This is a genomic window from Methylomonas sp. MED-D (assembly GCF_050276835.1).
Lineage (GTDB): Bacteria > Pseudomonadota > Gammaproteobacteria > Methylococcales > Methylomonadaceae > Methylomonas > Methylomonas koyamae_A.
Window position 1 is genome coordinate 1,588,382 of sequence record NZ_CP189965.1, and the last position, 17,302, is coordinate 1,605,683.

15 protein-coding genes are annotated in these 17,302 nt (G+C 60.2%); 8 read left to right on the forward strand and 7 right to left on the reverse strand.

All coding sequences use genetic code 11. The features are described from left to right. Position 1 precedes the first annotated feature (1 nt). Positions 2-1,561 (forward strand): IS66 family transposase, encoded by a 1,560-nt coding sequence (gene tnpC, locus ACQE3E_RS07120; protein WP_313728730.1) that lies wholly within the window; start codon positions 2-4, stop codon positions 1,559-1,561. Between the two features lie 148 nt (positions 1,562-1,709). Next, a complete protein-coding gene (locus ACQE3E_RS07125; RefSeq protein ID WP_064031642.1) occupies positions 1,710-2,078 on the forward strand; it encodes a hypothetical protein in 369 nt (122 codons plus the stop codon). Positions 2,079-2,388: 310 nt separating this feature from the next. Here the strand turns inward: ACQE3E_RS07125 and ACQE3E_RS07130 are convergent, their stop codons facing one another. The 4 genes from ACQE3E_RS07130 to ACQE3E_RS07145 form a co-directional block, all read right to left on the reverse strand. Next, on the reverse strand, positions 2,389-3,342 hold the full coding sequence (locus tag ACQE3E_RS07130; RefSeq protein ID WP_313728591.1) for a FecR family protein: 954 nt from the start codon (positions 3,340-3,342) through the stop codon (positions 2,389-2,391). 370 nt (positions 3,343-3,712) lie between these two features. After that, on the reverse strand, positions 3,713-4,240 hold the full coding sequence (locus ACQE3E_RS07135; RefSeq protein ID WP_313728590.1) for an RNA polymerase sigma factor: 528 nt from the start codon (positions 4,238-4,240) through the stop codon (positions 3,713-3,715). 302 nt (positions 4,241-4,542) lie between these two features. After that, positions 4,543-5,523: a FecR family protein gene (locus tag ACQE3E_RS07140; RefSeq protein ID WP_313728589.1), complete on the reverse strand. Its 981-nt coding sequence runs from the start codon at positions 5,521-5,523 to the stop codon at positions 4,543-4,545. Positions 5,524-5,591: 68 nt separating this feature from the next. Next, positions 5,592-6,113, reverse strand: a complete 522-nt coding sequence (locus tag ACQE3E_RS07145; protein WP_313728588.1) for an RNA polymerase sigma factor — start codon at positions 6,111-6,113, stop codon at positions 5,592-5,594. A 750-nt stretch (positions 6,114-6,863) separates the two neighbouring features. Here ACQE3E_RS07145 and ACQE3E_RS07150 point away from each other — a divergent pair. From ACQE3E_RS07150 to ACQE3E_RS07160, 3 genes are all read left to right on the forward strand, one after another. After that, positions 6,864-7,490: a hypothetical protein gene (locus ACQE3E_RS07150; protein ID WP_064028153.1), complete on the forward strand. Its 627-nt coding sequence runs from the start codon at positions 6,864-6,866 to the stop codon at positions 7,488-7,490. Next, entirely contained in the window at positions 7,444-8,706 is a 1,263-nt protein-coding gene (locus ACQE3E_RS07155) for a hypothetical protein (protein ID WP_313728587.1), read from the forward strand. The genes ACQE3E_RS07150 and ACQE3E_RS07155 overlap by 47 nt, the downstream gene beginning before the upstream one ends. Positions 8,707-8,829: 123 nt before the next feature. Continuing rightward, entirely contained in the window at positions 8,830-9,861 is a 1,032-nt protein-coding gene (locus ACQE3E_RS07160) for a hypothetical protein (RefSeq protein WP_313728586.1), read from the forward strand. 52 nt (positions 9,862-9,913) lie between these two features. On the opposite strand, the gene ACQE3E_RS07165 is transcribed toward ACQE3E_RS07160, so the two are convergent. Both ACQE3E_RS07165 and ACQE3E_RS07170 read right to left on the reverse strand, forming a co-directional pair. Further along, entirely contained in the window at positions 9,914-10,903 is a 990-nt protein-coding gene (locus ACQE3E_RS07165; RefSeq protein WP_313728585.1) for an exo-beta-1,3-glucanase, read from the reverse strand. A gap of 693 nt (positions 10,904-11,596) precedes the next feature. Continuing rightward, positions 11,597-12,472: a LysR family transcriptional regulator gene (locus tag ACQE3E_RS07170; protein ID WP_313728583.1), complete on the reverse strand. Its 876-nt coding sequence runs from the start codon at positions 12,470-12,472 to the stop codon at positions 11,597-11,599. Between the two features lie 120 nt (positions 12,473-12,592). On the opposite strand from ACQE3E_RS07170, the gene ACQE3E_RS07175 reads away from it, so the two are divergent. Further along, positions 12,593-12,919, forward strand: a complete 327-nt coding sequence (locus ACQE3E_RS07175; RefSeq protein WP_064028162.1) for an EthD family reductase — start codon at positions 12,593-12,595, stop codon at positions 12,917-12,919. 105 nt (positions 12,920-13,024) lie between these two features. Beyond that, positions 13,025-13,327, forward strand: coding sequence for a hypothetical protein (locus tag ACQE3E_RS07180; RefSeq protein ID WP_071155129.1), 303 nt, complete (start codon positions 13,025-13,027; stop codon positions 13,325-13,327). Positions 13,328-13,553: 226 nt separating this feature from the next. Here the strand turns inward: ACQE3E_RS07180 and ACQE3E_RS07185 are convergent, their stop codons facing one another. After that, positions 13,554-16,445 (reverse strand): sensor domain-containing protein, encoded by a 2,892-nt coding sequence (locus ACQE3E_RS07185; protein WP_313728582.1) that lies wholly within the window; start codon positions 16,443-16,445, stop codon positions 13,554-13,556. On the opposite strand from ACQE3E_RS07185, the gene ACQE3E_RS07190 reads away from it, so the two are divergent. Next, on the forward strand, positions 16,444-17,238 hold the full coding sequence (locus ACQE3E_RS07190) for a hypothetical protein (RefSeq protein ID WP_313728581.1): 795 nt from the start codon (positions 16,444-16,446) through the stop codon (positions 17,236-17,238). The two genes, ACQE3E_RS07185 and ACQE3E_RS07190, sit on opposite strands and share 2 nt — an antisense overlap. Positions 17,239-17,302 lie beyond the last annotated feature (64 nt).

The window sequence follows — 17,302 nt, forward strand, 5'->3', positions numbered from 1 at the left end:
CATGACGCCCACCATCACGCTGTCCACCGAAGACTACCAAGCCTTGCTGGCCGAGCAGCAACGGCTGGCGAGTCAACTGCGGTTGGTGACGGTCGAGCGGGATTTATTGAAAGAACGTGTGGATGCCTTTCTGCATAGGCTGTATGCCGCAAAATCCGAGGCGCGGGCCAATCCGGCCCAGCGCGACCTGTTCCTGAACGAAGCCGAAGTGTTGGCGCCGAACGGTGCTCCAATCGCCGAGGAAGCCACGCCCGAAGCGGTCGAGGTGGCCGGTCACCGCCGTAAGAAACGCGGTCGCAAACCGCTCGATCCGCATCTGCCGCGTGAGATCGTGCGCCATGAATTAGCGGAAGCCGAACGCATCTGTGCGCATGACGGTACTCGTCTGGTGGAAATCGGCGCTGAAATCAGCGAGCAGCTCGACATCGTGCCGCAACAGGTGCGAGTCATTCAACATCACCGCGTCAAATATGCCTGCCCGTGCTGCGATGAAAGCATTCGCGTGACGCCGGCACCGGTTCGCATCATCCCCAAAGGCTTACTCACCGAAACGGCATTAGCCTGGGTCGTCACCGCCAAATACCAGGATAGCCTGCCGCTGTATCGGCAAGCCGCGCTGTTGAGCCGTTTCGGCGGCGATCTGTCGCGCAACACGCTGGCGGCTAGCATGGTGCGGGTTGGCGACGCAGTGCAACCCATCATCAACTTGCTGCGCGACCATCTGCTCGATGCCGATCTGATCCTGGGCGACGAAACCGTGGTTCAAGTGCTCAAAGAATCCGGCCGAGCCGCGCAAAGCAAAAGCTATCTGTGGGCACAAATGACCGGCTCCGGACCGCCGATTCGGCTGTTCAGCTACACGCCGGGGCGCGGCGGAACGCATGCGCAGCCGTTGTATGAAGGCATCAAACCCGGCGCGGTACTGATGAGCGACGGCTATGAGGTGTATAACGCCATTGCAGCCAGCCGGGGTGCGATTCACCTCGGCTGTTGGGCGCATGCGCGGCGTTATTTTGTCGAGGCCGAAGCCGCCATTCCTAAAGCCGCGCGTGGCCCGGAGCAACTGGCGACGCAGTTTATCGCGGCGATGGGTGAACTGTACGCGATTGAAACTCAGACGAAAGACCTGAGCGTCGAACAGCGTGGGCAGCGGCGCCAGGAGCAAAGCCGACCGGTTTTGGTCAAAATCGAAGCCCTGCTGCTACAACATCTGCATGCGGTAATCCCCGGTAGTTTGCTGGGCAAGGCTTTGCATTACTTGTCATCGCAGTGGTCCAAACTGATCCGCTTCGTCGACAACGGCGCTTGGCCCATCGACAACAACCTCTGCGAAAACGCCATACGCCCCTTCGTGGTGGGCCGCCGCAATTGGTTGTTTTGCGATACGGTGGCCGGCGCCCGTGCCAGCGCTAATCTTTACTCGTTGATCGAAACCTGCAAGGCCAATAGCGTCGACCCTTACACCTATCTGGTCGATCTGTTCCGAAAGCTTCCCACCGCAAAAACTGTCGAAGAGTTCGAAGCGCTGTTGCCTTGGAATCTCGACGCCCTAACGGACTAATCGCACGCCAACGGTTAAGTCATTGTCCGTTTCAGTTCTAGTGCGTCCTTCAAAGATCGCTTACGATGGGTCGTTCGCTCCCGCATCGACTATTCGCTTGGTTCCAAGTGGTAACGGTGTAAAGACAGCCTATCTGGAGCTTTGACCTATGTCGCGCGAGTTTTATGGCCCAAAGGCGGATGCGGAAAGCGTCATCAATCAATTATTGAGCCTCCCCGCTACCGGAAGGGAGCAGGATTGGGAGATTGAGCTTGCCGATCCAGCGAGAATCGACGAGATGCTTGACATACTTGAATCGAAAGATATTGATTTCGAGTGTAAAAGTGCGCTTGCTCTATTGGCAATAAGCTCAATGGAAGAAGCTAATGAAGCAGGTATGCTTGAGGCCGCACAAGTACGACGGGCCTATCAACTCTTTTTCAAAAGGGATGAGCTGCGCGAAAGAATGTGTTTTTACTGGATCGAATTGGGAAGAGCGAACAATATTGAATTGGTAAAAAGCGTTATTGCTTGTTGATTCCTTGCTGGTCGAGCTGATAACCGGTGCACGGCCGTAACCAGACTAAACGAATATGTCGGTGACCGGCCTTGGACAGCCGCATTTTCTTGCGCACACTTTTGCCGGATTCAAAGGACCGATTAGCCTGGGTGGGTACGGTTTTTGTGCCCACGCGGATTTTAACGGTGGGCAAATTTGCCGATCCTATCTGCTCGTATATGCGCTGACGCAGGGTGCCGGTAAGGCTGGGCGGCATCCCGCTGGCGGTGATTGACCGAAGCCCGGTAGGGCGTTTTTACTTCGCGCTGAATAGTTACTAAAGCCCGAATCAATCGTTGCCGCGCTTGTCGAGCACGGCTTGCCGCGGATTGGGTCGGCGAATGTCGATGGGCAGCGTCATCGCGATGATGTTCAAGGTGTTGTCGAGATTGTCGGTATGAAACGTGCCGCTGACCTTGAGTTTGGCCAAGGCCGGGTCGGCCAGGGTCAGGCGGATGTCGTGGTAACGCTCCAGCTCGGCCAAAACCTCGTCAAGCCGGCGGTTTTCGAAGATCAACCGGCCTTCGCGCCAAGCGGTCTGCATCGCGATTTGGTTGGCGGGCAATTCGCGAAACCGGCCCTTACGGTCGAAACTCAACGCTTGGTTGGCGTGGATTTCCCGACTTTCGATGTGATCGACTCGAACCGCGCCTTCGACGACCGCGACCGTCACTTCGTCGTTATGCAGACGCACGTCGAAGCAGGTGCCTAAATCGACGACGCTAGCGCCACCGACTTCGATTTGGAACGGGCGGTCCCGGTCGTGCGCGACGTCGAAGTAAGCCTCGCCCTTGATCAGCACCAGCGAGCGATGCCAGCGGTCGAGGTGTACCGTCAATTCGCTGTCCGGACTCAATTCCAGCCGGGAGCCGTCCGCCAATTGAACCGTCCGGCTGGCGCCGCGCTCGGTCGCGTAAACCGCGTTGCGCCCGTACCAGCCTCGTTCGGAGAAGGTCGCCACGCCCAGACCCAACATCAGACAGGCCGCCAACGCCGATTCGGCGAGCCGGCGGCGCGGGCGCCGGTAGGTCAGCGCGGCGGCGCGGACCGGAAAGTCCTGGCCCTTAAAGCGGTCAAGTTGTCGCCAGCGCCGCGCTATTTGCCGGTAGATCCGCTCGTGACCTTCGTCTCGCGCCAGCCACGCTTCGAAAGCCGCGCGCTCGGCCGGCGTGCAGTCGGCCGATTCCAGACGCAGCAGCCAGTCGATCGCTTGTTGCTGCAAGGTGGGCGGAGATTCGGGCATGCGCTTCAAGACGGTTGGCGAGTCGGGTAGGAAGGGCATTGTAAACCCTTGGGTTGAGCCATCGCGACCATGCTCGCGCCTTGAAAAACGCCAAATCCGCTCGCGAGAGCGGCTTCGACGCCAATTTCTCTCGGTCCGGCGCGGTATCGACGCGAGGGCGGGCAAAACCCGTTGCCGCCTTGATTTGCAGGCTGTACGCAGCGGACGTTCAATATGTCGCGATTCGGTTTGCCAATGGTGTCGCGACAATCGACTCGCGGTTCGTCGCGCCGGACTAAGCTACTGGAGGTACCGCGCAAGCTAGTCGCCGCACATTGACCGCGACCGGAGTCTTGGCGCCCGGCGAAGGGCTCGGGGGAGGCGGGAAAGGTCATTGTTCGCTCCAGTCGGTAAAGCGCGTCAGTACGTGATGAGCGGCGATGCCCACCAGCCGGACCGAGTTACGTTCCGAGATGCCGAGGCGCCGGCCGATTTCCCGATGCGATAGTCCTTCCAGGCGATACAGCACGAAGGCGTGGCGGGTGTTTTCCGGGAGCTCCAGCAAAATGTCGTTCAGGGTTTGCAACGCTTCGCGGCTGGTCAGGCGGTCTTCGGGTAGCGGCTCCGCGTCGGCGATTTGCGCCAATAGCGCGTCATCGGCGCCGGCATCGTGGTGAAAACGCTCGCGGACCGACTGACGGCGGTGTTGATCGATACTTAGGTTGGCTATAGTCCGGTACAGAAAAGCCCTGGCGTTATCGATCGATTGCGGGTCGGGACATTGCAGCAGCCGCAAATAAGCCTCCTGCACCAAGTCCTCGGCGCTGTCCTGCCCGCCGCGCTGCCCGGCAAACACCCGCAACTCTTGACTGTGGCGTTGAAATAATCTGTCGAACAGCGATCGTTTGGATTTTGGCACGCGGCGGTCCGGAAGGGCTGGGTCGGCGGTCGACTTTGGGTTAAAGTCCCGTTTCAAGCAAGGTTCGTACCCCAATTGGATCGCTGTCGCGGATTGAGTTGCTGTTGTTTAACAAATCCAACGGTTTGGCGGAGTTTGACGAGGGCGATTTTTCGAACCGGCGACGTTCGCGGCGGAGAGCAAGTGCGGCATATCCCGCAACAGCGGTCGCGCGTTACGGCAAGTCGCGCGTTTGGGATGGCCGGGCGGCGAACGCCATTTGAATACCGATGCGGGCGCTTTGTCGCCAACCGATCCGGTCGTTACAGCTTGTCAGACGCCTCGACGACGATTTCCCGCTCGCCGAGACGCTTGATTTTCACCGGCAGCAGCGTGGCGACGGCATTTAACAAGTTGTCGAGTTGCTCGGTGCGGAAATTGCCGTTCACCCTTAGGCCGGCCAGTTTGGGATCGCGCAGCCGGATGACCACGTCGTGGTAGCGGCCGATTTCGGCCATCACTTCGCCGAGCGGCCGGCCGCGAAACAGCAATTGGCCCCGGCGCCAGGCGGTAGCGGCGGTGATGTCGGTTTGGCCGGCGGCCACGAAGCGGTCGTCGCTGTCGTAGGCCAGTTGTTCGCCGGCGCTCAACTCGCGCCGTTGTTGGCCGCCGGCCATTTCGACCTTGCCTTCTTGCACCGCCACGCTGACCCGACCGGACTGTTGGTAAACGTCGAACGCGGTGCCGATGTCGCGCACCGTTAGATTGCCGGCGGTCACGCTAAACGGCCGAGTCGTGTCGTGGCGTACTTCGAAGAATGCCTCGCCGCGTACCAGATCGACGTGGCGCCGGTTGCGGTTGTAGCGTACTCGAACTTCGGTATCGGTATTCAATTCCAAATGGGAGTCGTCGGACAAGGTCACCGTCAGCCGCTGGCCCTTGCCGGCGCTGTAGGTGCTGGACCAACCATACCAGCCTTGCGGCGAAAACACGGCCCAGCCCGCGCCCAGCAATACGCTCGCGGCCATGGCCCAAACGGCCGGCCGGCGGCGGCGAACGTCGTTCCGGGCCGCGCGGTAGCGCAACGCGGCGTCGCGAGCCGCAAAGGACTGCCGGGTAAAGGGTTCCATCCAAGCCCACTGCGCCTCGGCTTCGCGATAAGCGTCCGGATGGGCCGGATCGGCGGCCAGCCAAGCCGTAAAGGCCTGGCGCAGCGCCGGGTCGGTCGGCGTTTCGCGCAGTCGCAACAGCCAAGCGATCGCTTGGTCGCGTTGAGCTTGAGTACAGGCCGAGGACTGGGTCACGCGGATGTCGGAGTCGAAGTTCGAAGGAAGCAGTTTAACCAAAGTCGGGCGGAGACGGTCGGCTGGGATTAGAGTCGCGCCGCGTCGGCGGCCAGCCGGGCGCTGATGTGCTGCATCGCCAGCATCACGTAACGTTCCGAGCCTCGCACCGAAATTCCCAGCCGGTCGGCGATTTCTCGGTGCGAACAACCTTCGATCCGATACAACACAAAGGCGTGGCGTTGCAATTCCGGCAACTCGTCCAGCCAGGCCGAGAAGCGCTCGAGCTGCTGGTGGGCTTGCCAGTAATGTTCCGGCGACAAGCCGCGATCGGGAATCAGCTCCGGCTCGGCGTCGGCATCGGCCAAGCGTTCGCGTATCTCGCGGCGGCGATGCCGATCGACGGTCAGATTGGCGGCGGTTTGCAGCAGAAAGGCTTTCGGATTGCGGATGGTCTCCGGCGCCGGATATTGCGACAGTCGCAAAAAGGTTTCCTGCACGATGTCGCCGACGTCCGGTTCCTTAGGCCAGCGGCCGCGCACGAAGGCGCCGATTTCGTCGGCGTGCCTCAAGAACAGAGTTTTTAAAAAACCGGAAGATGCGTCGGACATGGACGGCTTGGCTGGATTTTAGGATGGTCGAGCGCCTTAGGCAGCAAGAAACACGCCACGGGTTGGCGTTGGCTGGGAAGACTGCATTGTCGTGTCGGCAGCCGGTCAGAGTCGAAACGCTTGGCGAGCGGAGCGAATCGCCCGGTGCCGGTTGGCGACGGGGCGTGATAGCTCGCTGGGGCCGGCTTTCACCGCGCTGGAGGGCGTTTAGCCGAGAATCGGCGCAACGATTCGAGTGTCACCCAAGACGTGCGGGGGTAACAGGCGTCGGTCGAATCATTTCTCGGCAAACCCTTGGAACTAAAGTGCGTGATATGCCGTATTATTTGGAAAAATGCGGCATATCACGCATAGGGAGCGCGCCGGCCAGACACGGCGGGCGACCGGGTTTGCCGTGAATTCACGGTTTGGCGGCGAGTAACGTGGCTGGCGACTTTCGCGCCACCGGAAAGTCAGGCATCCGCTCAGGCTGCGACCGGTAGCTTCCGTTTTTTCAGTTCCATGCGTAAATCAGCTGTCGATGCAGCGGGAACGCGCCGGATGTTCAAATGCGTTAATCCTCGGAGGGGCACGGACTCCGGCCGAACCCATCCGTACCAGTACAAATGTACTGTTGCATATCGCCTATGATTGGACGATCATCGCCAACGCAACGGTGTCGATGCCGGCGGTCGCCGGCATCGGAAACTCGCTACCCATCGCGCGAAACGACCGGCGTCCCTCGGTCCGCCATTCAAGTGAGGTTTGGCCATGCCTGTCTCGAGAACCAGCGTCAATTTGCCCGGCTTTGTCGGCGGCGTTTTCGCCACCGTCTTTCTGACCAAGGCGGCCAGCTATCTGACGCCTTACAAACTGTATTTTTCGTTCTCTTCGTTTATGTACAGCGAGAACGGCGCTTTTCGTTGGGAGTCGTTGACGATAAAGCTAGCCATTCCTTGTTTAGTGGGCTTTCTGCTGTTCTATTTGCCGTTCAAATGGATGCAAGTCACCAAGGGTAGCCGGATCAATTACCGAAACATCTACCGTTATTTGGCTCAACAAGCGGCATTGACCGCGCGTACCGCCGGATTTTTCGCGGCGCTGTTATTGGCTTGGCCGTTCATCGTGTTTTGGGACGTGTTGCAGCAGCCGGTTCTGCATCATCTGCAATTTCAATTCGCCTGCGTGTATTTTTTGTACTTCGTGTCCTTCTCATACTTTGCCGGTTTGGGGGTCGATCTGGCCAAGCTATTATTGCGCGAGCAATTGCCGCAACCGGCGACCCACGATGTGGCGGGAAATCTCGCTTGGCTGGAAACCGTTCGTACATCTTTCATGGGGATTGTCACCAGTGGGATCGCTACTTATTTCGCCGCTATCTTGGGCCGCGCTACTTAAAAAAACCGGGCGCGAATTGCTGCTGTTCGCCGGTTTGGGCGGCTTATTCGCCGCCGCGGCTTTTTTCGAGCCCTTCAACAACGAAAAACCCTATACCGGCCAAACACCGGATCAAGTGGTTCGCGATCATTTGACCATGCCGGAGCGCTTGGGTTACGCAATTCTGTTGCGATCCGGCTATGCTCAAGTTCAGTTGTACGACGAGGGCGAAGGAACGGCCATTTCGCTGTCGGAACAGAAAAACAGACAGAATATCGCGCTTCACCTGAGTATCGCCTCGTCGCATCCGGAGCTGGCCTGCTTGCGTCCGGATTACACGGTTGCGGTGGCCGACATCGGCGGCATCGATATTCATAATTTGACGATCGCGATCTTGGCGGCGGAAAAATACAACCGTTCCGCATTCGAGCGGCGCATCGAATTCGGTTTGGCCGACATCATCTTGCGATTGACGGGGCGACTGCCGAATTTCTCCTACGGATTGGCGCAACTACGTCCGGAAATCGCCAGGCAGGTCCTGCGGAACGAGTTGGGGGACGCGCTATCGGACCGGGATTTGCTGGCCTTATTGGACAATCCCTGCCAGAACGCCAGACTGGCATCGCAATACCTCGAAATATTGGTCAAACAGGCCGGTGCGGCGAAAACCCTGGAAGCGTTGATTGCCCAAGTGGCTCGGACCTACAACGGTGCGGTGACGCCGACGATACAAGGTCTCCGTTACGCGGACGCGGTTATCGGCGCATACGGCCTGATACCTTCCGATTACGTCGGTGACCCGGCGCCCAGCGTTGCCGCCGACGTCGACATCCATTGTTTGACGTACGAACCGGGCGCGGTCGCGTTCAGCGACGCCACGATGCTGAAGTCGGCGATGCTGGGCTCCGGCGATGCAGCAGAATCCGAGCAGGATAAGAGCGCTCCGGTGTCTAAAAAACCGGTAGTGCCGCCGGCGGAGCGAGACATTCAACTGAAATTTTCGACCACCGATCCGGGACCCGGCGCTTATACGGAATTATTAGCTCAGCGCCGCAAGCTATGGTTGGTCGAGCAATTGACGGCGTTGGGTTATAACAGACAACGAATCTCTATCGCCGACATCCGGCCGGAGGAATCGTTGTCGGCCGCGTGCGGCGATTCCGAATCGAAGTCCGATTTGGAGCCGAGCGTCGAAATCGATGTTTCCAAACCGGTTTCCGAGGCGGCAGCGGAATAGCCGTGGCGAATGCCATCGACATGGCGGATCGCGAGTAGCACGATAAGACCTCAAGTTCGCCAGCGCTATGGGTTTTCCGCAAACAGTGCTTAGCGGCTTGATTCGACACTGACGGGGATACTTATGCAGATGCTCGGGGCGATTCCTATCGGCATTTGGGCACCGTTGCTGGGCTTGGGCGTGGCGGTATGCGCCGGGGTGTGGCTTGGCGAACGGAAGGCATTTGCCCGGCGCGGCAAAGTCGCGGCCTGGCGCTGGGTCCGGCTGGCGACTCTGCCTATCTTGGCGGCGACCGCCGCAATCGCCTGGCTGCCGGCGCAAGCGGTCGGAGGCCCGGAAGCCTTGGCGGTGTTTTACCTGTGTTTGTTGTTCGTTTGCCCGGTCGTGTATTTTGGCTTGCATGTCTGGCTGGGACGATGGGTTTCGCCGGCACTGATCGGCGGCGAAGCCTTGGGCATCGCCGCCACCGGATTACTGCCGATCGCGGTGCCGGTCGCCGCCGCTCATCTGTTGCAACCCTGGTATTTCGAAGCACGCGCGGCGGTCGCCGAGGCCGGGCGATTGCGAGCGCCGGTGCGGCCCAGGCCGCATCGCATTGTCGACGAGCGTCGGTTTTTACTGCCGGAAATAGGCGAAGTGTGGGCCGAACATTGGGCGGCGCCGGGCGGGGTTCGGGTCGAACGTATCGAGTCGCGGCACGGCGGCGAGTTTTCGCGAGCCGACGATAGCAGCGGCGGCGGCTTGTGCCGGGCGGGCGATGACGTGTATCTGTTTTGGTCCGCCGCCGCGCCGACGCCGCATTGGCGAATGTTTTGGCGCGACGAGAGCGGCGAGTTGTTGCAATCGGAATGGACTTCGCAGCCGGCCGCCGGGCCAGCCGAGCATTTTGAGTTGCGTTGGTCGGACGCCGGCTTGCGTTTGCCGGCGCGGATTCCGTTGGGCATGGTTGCTTTGGCGCGTGTCCCGGACGGCGGGGCGGAGTCTTTCGACGGTTTGTTGGGACCGGGGGCGGTTTACGATCCTCTCGACAATTGTCTGCCGCTGGATTTGCGCTGGCCGGCCAAGCCGGGTTGGTCGGCGCCGCAAGCATTGCGGATCGCGCAGTGGCGCATCGACTTGCAAGCGATGCGTTTCGCGACCTTCCGCCGACCCTAGCCCAAATCCCGGACAACCCCAACACCACCCCAGCCGACCGTGGCTGCGGTGGTTAGCGTCGAGGTATGCCGTGGCAAGCGTAAGGCGCTTGTCCGGCGCAGATGCCCCAATAGCGGCCGAACAAACCTTCGTTGCCCGGCTTCCAGTTTTCGGCGAAGGCCTCGAAGACCACGCCGGACCAGCCTTTTTCGGCCAGTTTCGCCAAGGTCGACGTCACCACCAGGGCCTGATTGGCGGGACTGGCCACGCCGCAGTGCTGACCGGTATGGGCGTTGACTTCGGTGCCGTTTTCCGGGCCGCTGGGCCAGCCGAATTCGGTGACGACCACCGGTTTGTCGGGATAGGTCTTACGCAATTGGTTCAGGCGGGCGATATGAAAGTCGGCGGCTTGTTCGGCGCTGGTGCAAGGATACAGACCGGAAAACTTGTTCTCCCACCACGGAAAGATATTCGCGCCTATCCAATCCACCTTGGCCGCGAACTCGGTGGGCTGACACTCGGCCGCGCGGTCGCACCATTCCCACCAGGTATCGATCGTCGTCAGCGGCTGACGGACGCCGGCCTCGCGGAAGGCGTCCAGGCAACGCAGGATCTCGCCGTCCAGGGCCTTGGCGTGGCGGGTGCGCACTTCCGAGCCGCAAGCCAACTTGATGATGGTGTCCGAATAGGTTCGGGCGGCGGCGATGCCCTCCGAAATCGACTGAGAGTTCATCGCAATATCCCGGTCCAGCCAGATAATGGCAATCACCTTGAGTCCGCGAGCGCGGGCGGCGGCGAAGGTGTGCTCCAAGCCGTTGGTGACGCCGTAGGTCATGATGCAGCGAAACGGGGTTTGCGCGATCAGGCGGTCCAGCAAATTGTCTATCAATTCCGGGCTGGGATGGGCGCCCCAGTCCGGGTTCAATTGGCCGACGTAGGGACTGAAGGCCGCGCAGCGCATCATGTCCGCGCTAACGGCCGAAGTCGGGGCGGGACTATCGGCGGCGCGGCCGGAGCCGGCGGACAGGCTTAGAATCAGGATCAACCACATCCAACGTGACATGAGAACTCCTCGGCTGCAAGGTCAGCCGCTGTTTAAAGAGGGATTGCCGTTAGCTTGAGCGCCCGAACGGCTGCCTGGGATGCGGGAGGTTCGCGTGCATCCGGAGTGCAGGTTAAAGCCTATCAGCGCGCCGCTTAACGCCGAATTAACGCAGTTTTCGGCGGTCGCTCCGCCGGCGGCGTTGTAACTATTCAGAGGGCGTTTGGGGGAGGGGTTACCTGTGGCGTTAAGTTAAACCTAAAAAGGGCAGTTGGTATGTATTGCGGGCCGTTCGTGCTGAGTCCTTCGGCTGCGTTCAGGAGAGCCCTGTCGAAGCATGATGACGGCTCGCAATACACTCGCCAAATGGATGAATGAAAAATCCCGCGCGCCCTTCGACAAACTCAGGACGAACGGGATTTTTCATCGCCAAACTGCTCTTTTTAAGTTAAACGGTTACAGTCAATGTAAGCCGCTGGTTGAGCGGAACAGAAATAAGGCGTTGGCTGAGCGGAGTCGAAATAAGGCGGTGGCCGGGCGGAGCCGACGTAAGGCGGTGGCTGAGCGGAGCCGAAGCCGGCGATTTCGCTTCGACGCCGCTCAGCGAACGGCATAGCCGACATTGAGGTGTTCATCCCCCGCTCTGTTGGGAGAGGGCGTTTTTACTTCGCGCTGAATAGTGACGCGGCGTTTTCGGCGCGGTTTGGGTTCGGCCTAAAACGCCACTTGCAGTTTCGCCAACAGCGGCTTGAGTTCCGGATTGGCGGCGTTCGGCGCCGGATAAATCGCCGAGACGGTCCGACGAATGTCCGGGTCGGACAAATAGCGCCATTTCAAGCGCTCCGCTTGCTTGGGTACGTTGAATTCCGGCAGCAGCGCAACGCCGATGCCGGCGCTAGCCATCGCCAGAATCCAGTCTTCGCTGTTGCTGCGATAAGCGGCGTAGAGATCGATTTGCCGGCCCAGGCACACGCCGCGCAAGGTTTCGCGCAACTCGCAATTCAGCCGGTCCAGATAGGGTTCGGCTTGTATTGCCGCTAGATCGATGGCCGGCAATTGATTGAAACGGTGCTGGTCGTTAAACACGACGACGTAACGCTCCTGGTACAAGCTCAAGGTCTGCAAAGGCGCGGGCGGCGGCAGGGTGGGGGCGCTGATCACCAGGTCCAAGGTTTGTTCGTCCAGTTGCCGCAGTAACTGGGCCTCGCCGTCCACGACCAATTCCAGTTCCAAATGCGGGTGTTCTCGCTGGAAATCGGCAAAGAAAGGACTCAAATGCCGGGCGGCGATGGTCGTCATCACGCCGAGCCGCAGAGGCACGGTATTCAAGCGGCTGAAACGAATAGCCTCGGCTTTGACGGCTTGGGCCTCGCGGAAAATCTGACGCAAGGTCGGTTCCACCAAGCGGCCCAACGAGGTCGGTCGGCAACCGCTACGGTCCCGGCTGAACAGTTCGCCGCCCAACTCGTCTTCCAATTTTTTGATGGCTTGCGTCAACGACGGTTGGGCGACGTAGCTGGACTGGGCGGCGCGAGTAAACGAGCCCTTGTCGCAAACCGCCAGGAAATAGCGGATTTGTTGCATTTCCATGTTCGCTCTCCGGATAATGAATAGGTAATACCTATTGTTTCATAGGTAGTCGGTATTTTACTACTGGGATAAAAAGGCGTTTCATATGTGCTCCCATTCATCAAAACATTGGAGTTACCTATGAAAGCAGCAAAATTAATCGTGATGTACCCCGTTCCGACCGATCTGGAAACCTTCGAGCGGCTGTATGCCGACGAGCACGTGCCGATGGCCGTCGAAAAATTGGCTGGGAAAACCCGTTTCGTGGCCTCGCTGATCTTGTCCAACGCCGACCAAAGTCCGGCGGCCTTCCACCGGATCGCCGAAGTTTATTTCCCCAGTCTGGCGGATTTGCAAGCCTGCTTGAGCTCGCCCGGCGGTCAGGAAACCGCCGCGCACGCGGTAGCGATCTCCAGCGGAGGCGCGCCGGTATTCATGATTTCAGAAGTGGAAACGTTCGACTTTTAATCGAAACAACCGGCCGGAAAGCGCCGAACCGGCTTATCCGCGATTGAGCGGGATAGGGCGGCGGCGTTTTTCGGTGCCGGATTCGAAACCCAACGGAGGAATCGAATGAATACCCGATACCGCAAATATCCCTGGCGCCGCCGGCTGAAAAGCCGATGGCCGCCCCGCCTGCTATTGCTGGCGCTGGCCGGCTTGCTGAGCGGCTTGGTCTACGCCCGGCGCGGAGAGGTTCAAGTAGAGCCGGTTTGTGGTCCCGGTGGAGGCTTTCCGGCGGATGGCGGCAACGCTTACGTCACGCCGCCGCCGGTTAACGCGGCGGCGGTGATCGACGCGGTTTACCGGGCCGAACCCGGCCAAACCGCTTGTCGGACTCAGCGGTCGGACGGGGCGGCTGCCTGGACGTATTAAGATAGATTCGGCCCAAGATGGATGATGGTCATGCCGGCTCGCGTCGCTGCGACGCTGGCTGGGCGTTACGCGGGCTTCGGGGATAGTTCGTTTCGGGATCGTCGGACTGTAAGCCGGGTGGTAGATTCGGCCTGCAGCCATTCTAGGTTCCTTTCGGCCCCGTTCGGGGAACAAATCGGCCGGTTATCACCCAAACGCCGCCTCTCTAACGGCGGCGTTCGAAGGGTCAGGAATCGGTGCGGATGTCGGTGGCGCGGGTCGTTGATTGCGGCGCCTCGGCCGCGGGAGCGATCGATTGTTTGGCCGAGTTCAGCCAGGCGGTCCAAACCGCGTCCAATGAGCGGGTGGTCAGCCATTCGTAAAACCGGTCGGCTGGCATCGGCCGGGCGATGCCGTAACCTTGCGCCAGTTCGCAACCGTTTTCCAGCAGCACTTCGGCGTGAGCCAGGGTTTCCACGCCCTCGGCAATCACCAGACGCTTAAACGCGGTGGCCAGACCGATCACGCCCTTGACGATGGTGAGGTCGTCCGGGTCCTCGAGCATGTCGCGGACGAAGCTTTGGTCGATTTTCAGAATTTCGGCCGGAAATCGGCGTAAATAGGTCAACGACGAGAAGCCGGTACCGAAATCGTCCAACGCAAATTGTACGCCGAGCCGGCGGCAGGCGTGCATCGTGTCGATGACCGCCGCCATATCCTGCAAGGCGCTGGTTTCCAGAATTTCCAGTTCCAGCGCGGTCGGCGAAACATCCGGAAATGCCGACAACAGCGCCGCCAGCCGCGCCGGAAAGTCCGCTTGTTGCAAGTGGAAGGCGTCGATATTCACGCTGACCGTCAAATGCACGCCGACCGCCGCCCAGGCCCTGATTTGCGACAGCGCGGTGGTCACGACCCATTCGCCCAGCGCCACGCACAGCGGATGGTTGTCGATGTGCGGCAAAAACAGGGCGGGCGCCAACAAGCCTTGCTCGGGGTGCCGCCAGCGGATCAGCGCTTCGGCGCCGACCACCTCGCCGCCGCGCAAATTCACCTTCGGTTGGTAGTGCAGGCAAAATTCGCCTTGATCCAAGGCCAGACGAATCCGCTCGATATTTTCGAAGCGCACCTTGACCGCCGCATCCCGGCCGACGTCGAACACGTGATAGCGGTTCTTGCCGGCTTGCTTGGCGATGTACATGGCCTGATCGGCGTGGCGCAAGAGTTGGTCGGTATCGGCTTGATCGTCCGGATACAGTGTGATGCCGACGCTGGCGGATACTTGTAGCGGGATTTGGTCGATCGTCACCGGATTGGAGGTGGCCCGCAGCAGACGCTCGACCACCGCTTCGAAATCGCCGGCCTGGTTTAAGTCGACCAGCACCGCGATGAATTCATCGCCGCCGATACGCGATAACGAGTCGCCCTCCCGTAACGTATCCTTTAAGCGGTTGGCGACCGCGATCAGCAGTTGATCGCCCAGGTCGTGACCGTAGCGGTCGTTGACCGCCTTGAAACCGTCCAGGTCGATATACAGCACCGCCAGCGAGGTCGCATGCCGTTCGCATTGCAGCATCGCTTGCTGAAGCCGGTCGGTCAATAACACCCGATTGGGCAGCCCGGTCAGCACGTCGTAATGGGCGATATGCTCGAGTTGTTGTTGGTGCTCCTTGATCGCGGTGATGTCGGTAAACAGCGCCACGTAATTCTGAATCCGGCCGTCGCCGTCGTGAACCGCGCTGATCGTCAGCATTTCGGCAAACTCCCGGCCGTCCTTGCGCCGGTTCCAGATCTCGCCCGACCAATAGCCCTTGGAGATCAGCTCGGCCCACATCATCGCGTAGAAGGCTTGCCCCTGCCGGCCGCTATGTAAAAAACTGGGTTTTTTACCCAGGGCTTCGGCGTTGCTGTAGCCGGTGATATGGCTGAAGGTATCGTTGACTTCGACGATGACGCCGGCGGCGTTGGTAATCATGATGCCTTCGCGGGCATGGCTGAACACGCTGGCGGCCAATTGCAATTTGGCCTCGCCTTGCTTGCGCTTGGAAATGTCCTCGACGATGGACCAAATATATTCCCGGCCGTCCGGGCCGTGCACCAGCCGGCCGTTCAGATTGATCGGCACCAAACTACCGTCCTTGCGCCGGTAGTGTTTTTCGTAAGGTCCGTAGCGGCCGGAATGTTTTAGCGACTCCAGTTGCAAGGATTCCTCGTGCCGGTACTCCTTGGGCGTCAGCGTCCAGTAATCGATATCCGTCAATTCGTCGGCCGGATAGCCGCAGATGACGCGAAACGCCTCGTTGAACTCGATGTAGCGGCCGTCCATGTCGGTCAAGGCGATGCCTAGCGGCGCTAGTTCGTACAGGCCGCGCAATTTTTCCTCGCTGGCGCGTAGCGATTCCTCGGCGAGCTTACGCTCGGTGATGTCGGTGTCCATGCACACGTAGCCCAGCCGATTGTCCTCCAACGGTATCGTAAACAACGTGGAAAGCATCCAGCGCATTTGGCCGTCGCGGGTGTGCAACCGCACTTCGTAAGGACCTTGCGGGCAACGCTGTAGATGGGCCAGCAACAGCCGGCGACGAAAATCGGCGGTGGCTTCCGGCGTGAGGATCAATTGATCCAGGGTTTTGCCGAGCGCCTCCTCGGAACGCCAACCGTACAGCTTCTCGGACGCGGGATTCCAGTAAGTGACCCGGCCGGCGGCGTCGTACCACTGCACCGCGATATTCGGGGTATTGTCCAGCGTGGCGCGCAATTGCGCCTCGCTGCGAATCAGTTCGGCGGTGCGCGCCGACACCCGGTCTTCGAGCGCCGAGATCCGGGTCCGCGCCTGTTTGCGCAGCAAGCGATGCCAAATTAAGAACGCCGCGATCAGCGACAGCGCTGCAAACGCGACTTGGCCGGGGGTAAACAACCCGTCGGGTTGAACGGCGTTGCCCGAAGCGGGGTTGCTAAGCGCCGACGGGTTGCCTTGGTCGGTTAAGGTATTGCCGAGCCGGAGGGTGACACGGTCGGGTAGGCTGCCGGGGAGCGGTAGGGCGTCGACCCGGCCGAGGGCCAGTAAGGCCAGCGCAGCCATCCAGCGCCGCGCGGCCGGCTTGCCGGCGCGGCCGGTGGTCCGCAATCGGGAGATCAGCATGAACGAAGACGGTTTAGTAATGGGCGGCTGGATTTTTCCATGCTCAAGTCGGGTGCCGATGAACGCGTTTGCCCAAATTTTTACAGGAAACCCTTGCAAATTGATAGGGGGAATTTTCCGCGCGGCGACGATCAACGCGCAATTCGCCGCGCGGGAAATGGTGGCTGGTTTCGCGCCGCGAGAACCGGACGACAGGCGTCCGCGCGGTGTTTACCACGATCAGCCGCGAGCCGGCACCACGGCTACGGCCTCCAATATCCGCAGCCCAACGCTCAGCAAACGAACTCTGCCTAGCAGCGGAAAACTCTGCCGTGGAACCGCTGCAGCCGCGCTAGGCCGCGTCCCGCACGGTATTGAATTGTGCGCGGCCGACCCTACCAACATTTCGGTCCACCGCACGGGATTCTCGTCCGACCGCGCCAACATTTCGGTCCACCGTACGGGATTTTCATCCGACCGCGCCCACGCTTCGGTCCACCGCGCGGGATTTTCGTCCCACCGCGCCCACATTTCGGTTTACCGTACGGGACTCTCGCCCGACCGCGCCCACGGTTCGGTCCACCGCACCGGATTTTCGACCGACCGCGCCAACTGTTCGGTTCACCGCACTGGATTTTCGTCCGACCGCGCCAACTTTTCCACCCACGGCCCGGCCTTTGCCGCGCTCCAGGCCCTATTGGCCGACAACGTCCCCGATTTTGCCGTCCACGGCGGGGCGGATCGCGAAAACCGTCGAATATTGGGCGGGGTTTATGCTAACCGGCGCGAAGTTGTTGGGCTATTCGCAAATTAGGGTTGGAAACAACCCGCTGATCGATGTCATGGAGTCGAATCAACTGCTTGGAATTCGGTTATCG

What these genes read in the sequence shown, in the direction of transcription:
- ACQE3E_RS07150 (WP_064028153.1), top strand. Translation starts at nt 6,864, where the DNA reads ATGCCTGTCTCGAGAACCAGCGTCAATTTGCCCGGCTTTGTCGGCGGC.
- ACQE3E_RS07130 (WP_313728591.1), bottom strand. Translation starts at nt 3,342, where the DNA reads ATGCCCGAATCTCCGCCCACCTTGCAGCAACAAGCGATCGACTGGCTG.
- tnpC (WP_313728730.1), top strand. Translation starts at nt 2, where the DNA reads ATGACGCCCACCATCACGCTGTCCACCGAAGACTACCAAGCCTTGCTG.
- ACQE3E_RS07125 (WP_064031642.1), top strand. Translation starts at nt 1,710, where the DNA reads ATGTCGCGCGAGTTTTATGGCCCAAAGGCGGATGCGGAAAGCGTCATC.
- ACQE3E_RS07185 (WP_313728582.1), bottom strand. Translation starts at nt 16,445, where the DNA reads ATGCTGATCTCCCGATTGCGGACCACCGGCCGCGCCGGCAAGCCGGCC.
- ACQE3E_RS07145 (WP_313728588.1), bottom strand. Translation starts at nt 6,113, where the DNA reads ATGTCCGACGCATCTTCCGGTTTTTTAAAAACTCTGTTCTTGAGGCAC.
- ACQE3E_RS07170 (WP_313728583.1), bottom strand. Translation starts at nt 12,472, where the DNA reads ATGGAAATGCAACAAATCCGCTATTTCCTGGCGGTTTGCGACAAGGGC.
- ACQE3E_RS07165 (WP_313728585.1), bottom strand. Translation starts at nt 10,903, where the DNA reads ATGTCACGTTGGATGTGGTTGATCCTGATTCTAAGCCTGTCCGCCGGC.
- ACQE3E_RS07190 (WP_313728581.1), top strand. Translation starts at nt 16,444, where the DNA reads ATGAACGAAGACGGTTTAGTAATGGGCGGCTGGATTTTTCCATGCTCA.
- ACQE3E_RS07160 (WP_313728586.1), top strand. Translation starts at nt 8,830, where the DNA reads ATGCAGATGCTCGGGGCGATTCCTATCGGCATTTGGGCACCGTTGCTG.
- ACQE3E_RS07180 (WP_071155129.1), top strand. Translation starts at nt 13,025, where the DNA reads ATGAATACCCGATACCGCAAATATCCCTGGCGCCGCCGGCTGAAAAGC.
- ACQE3E_RS07175 (WP_064028162.1), top strand. Translation starts at nt 12,593, where the DNA reads ATGAAAGCAGCAAAATTAATCGTGATGTACCCCGTTCCGACCGATCTG.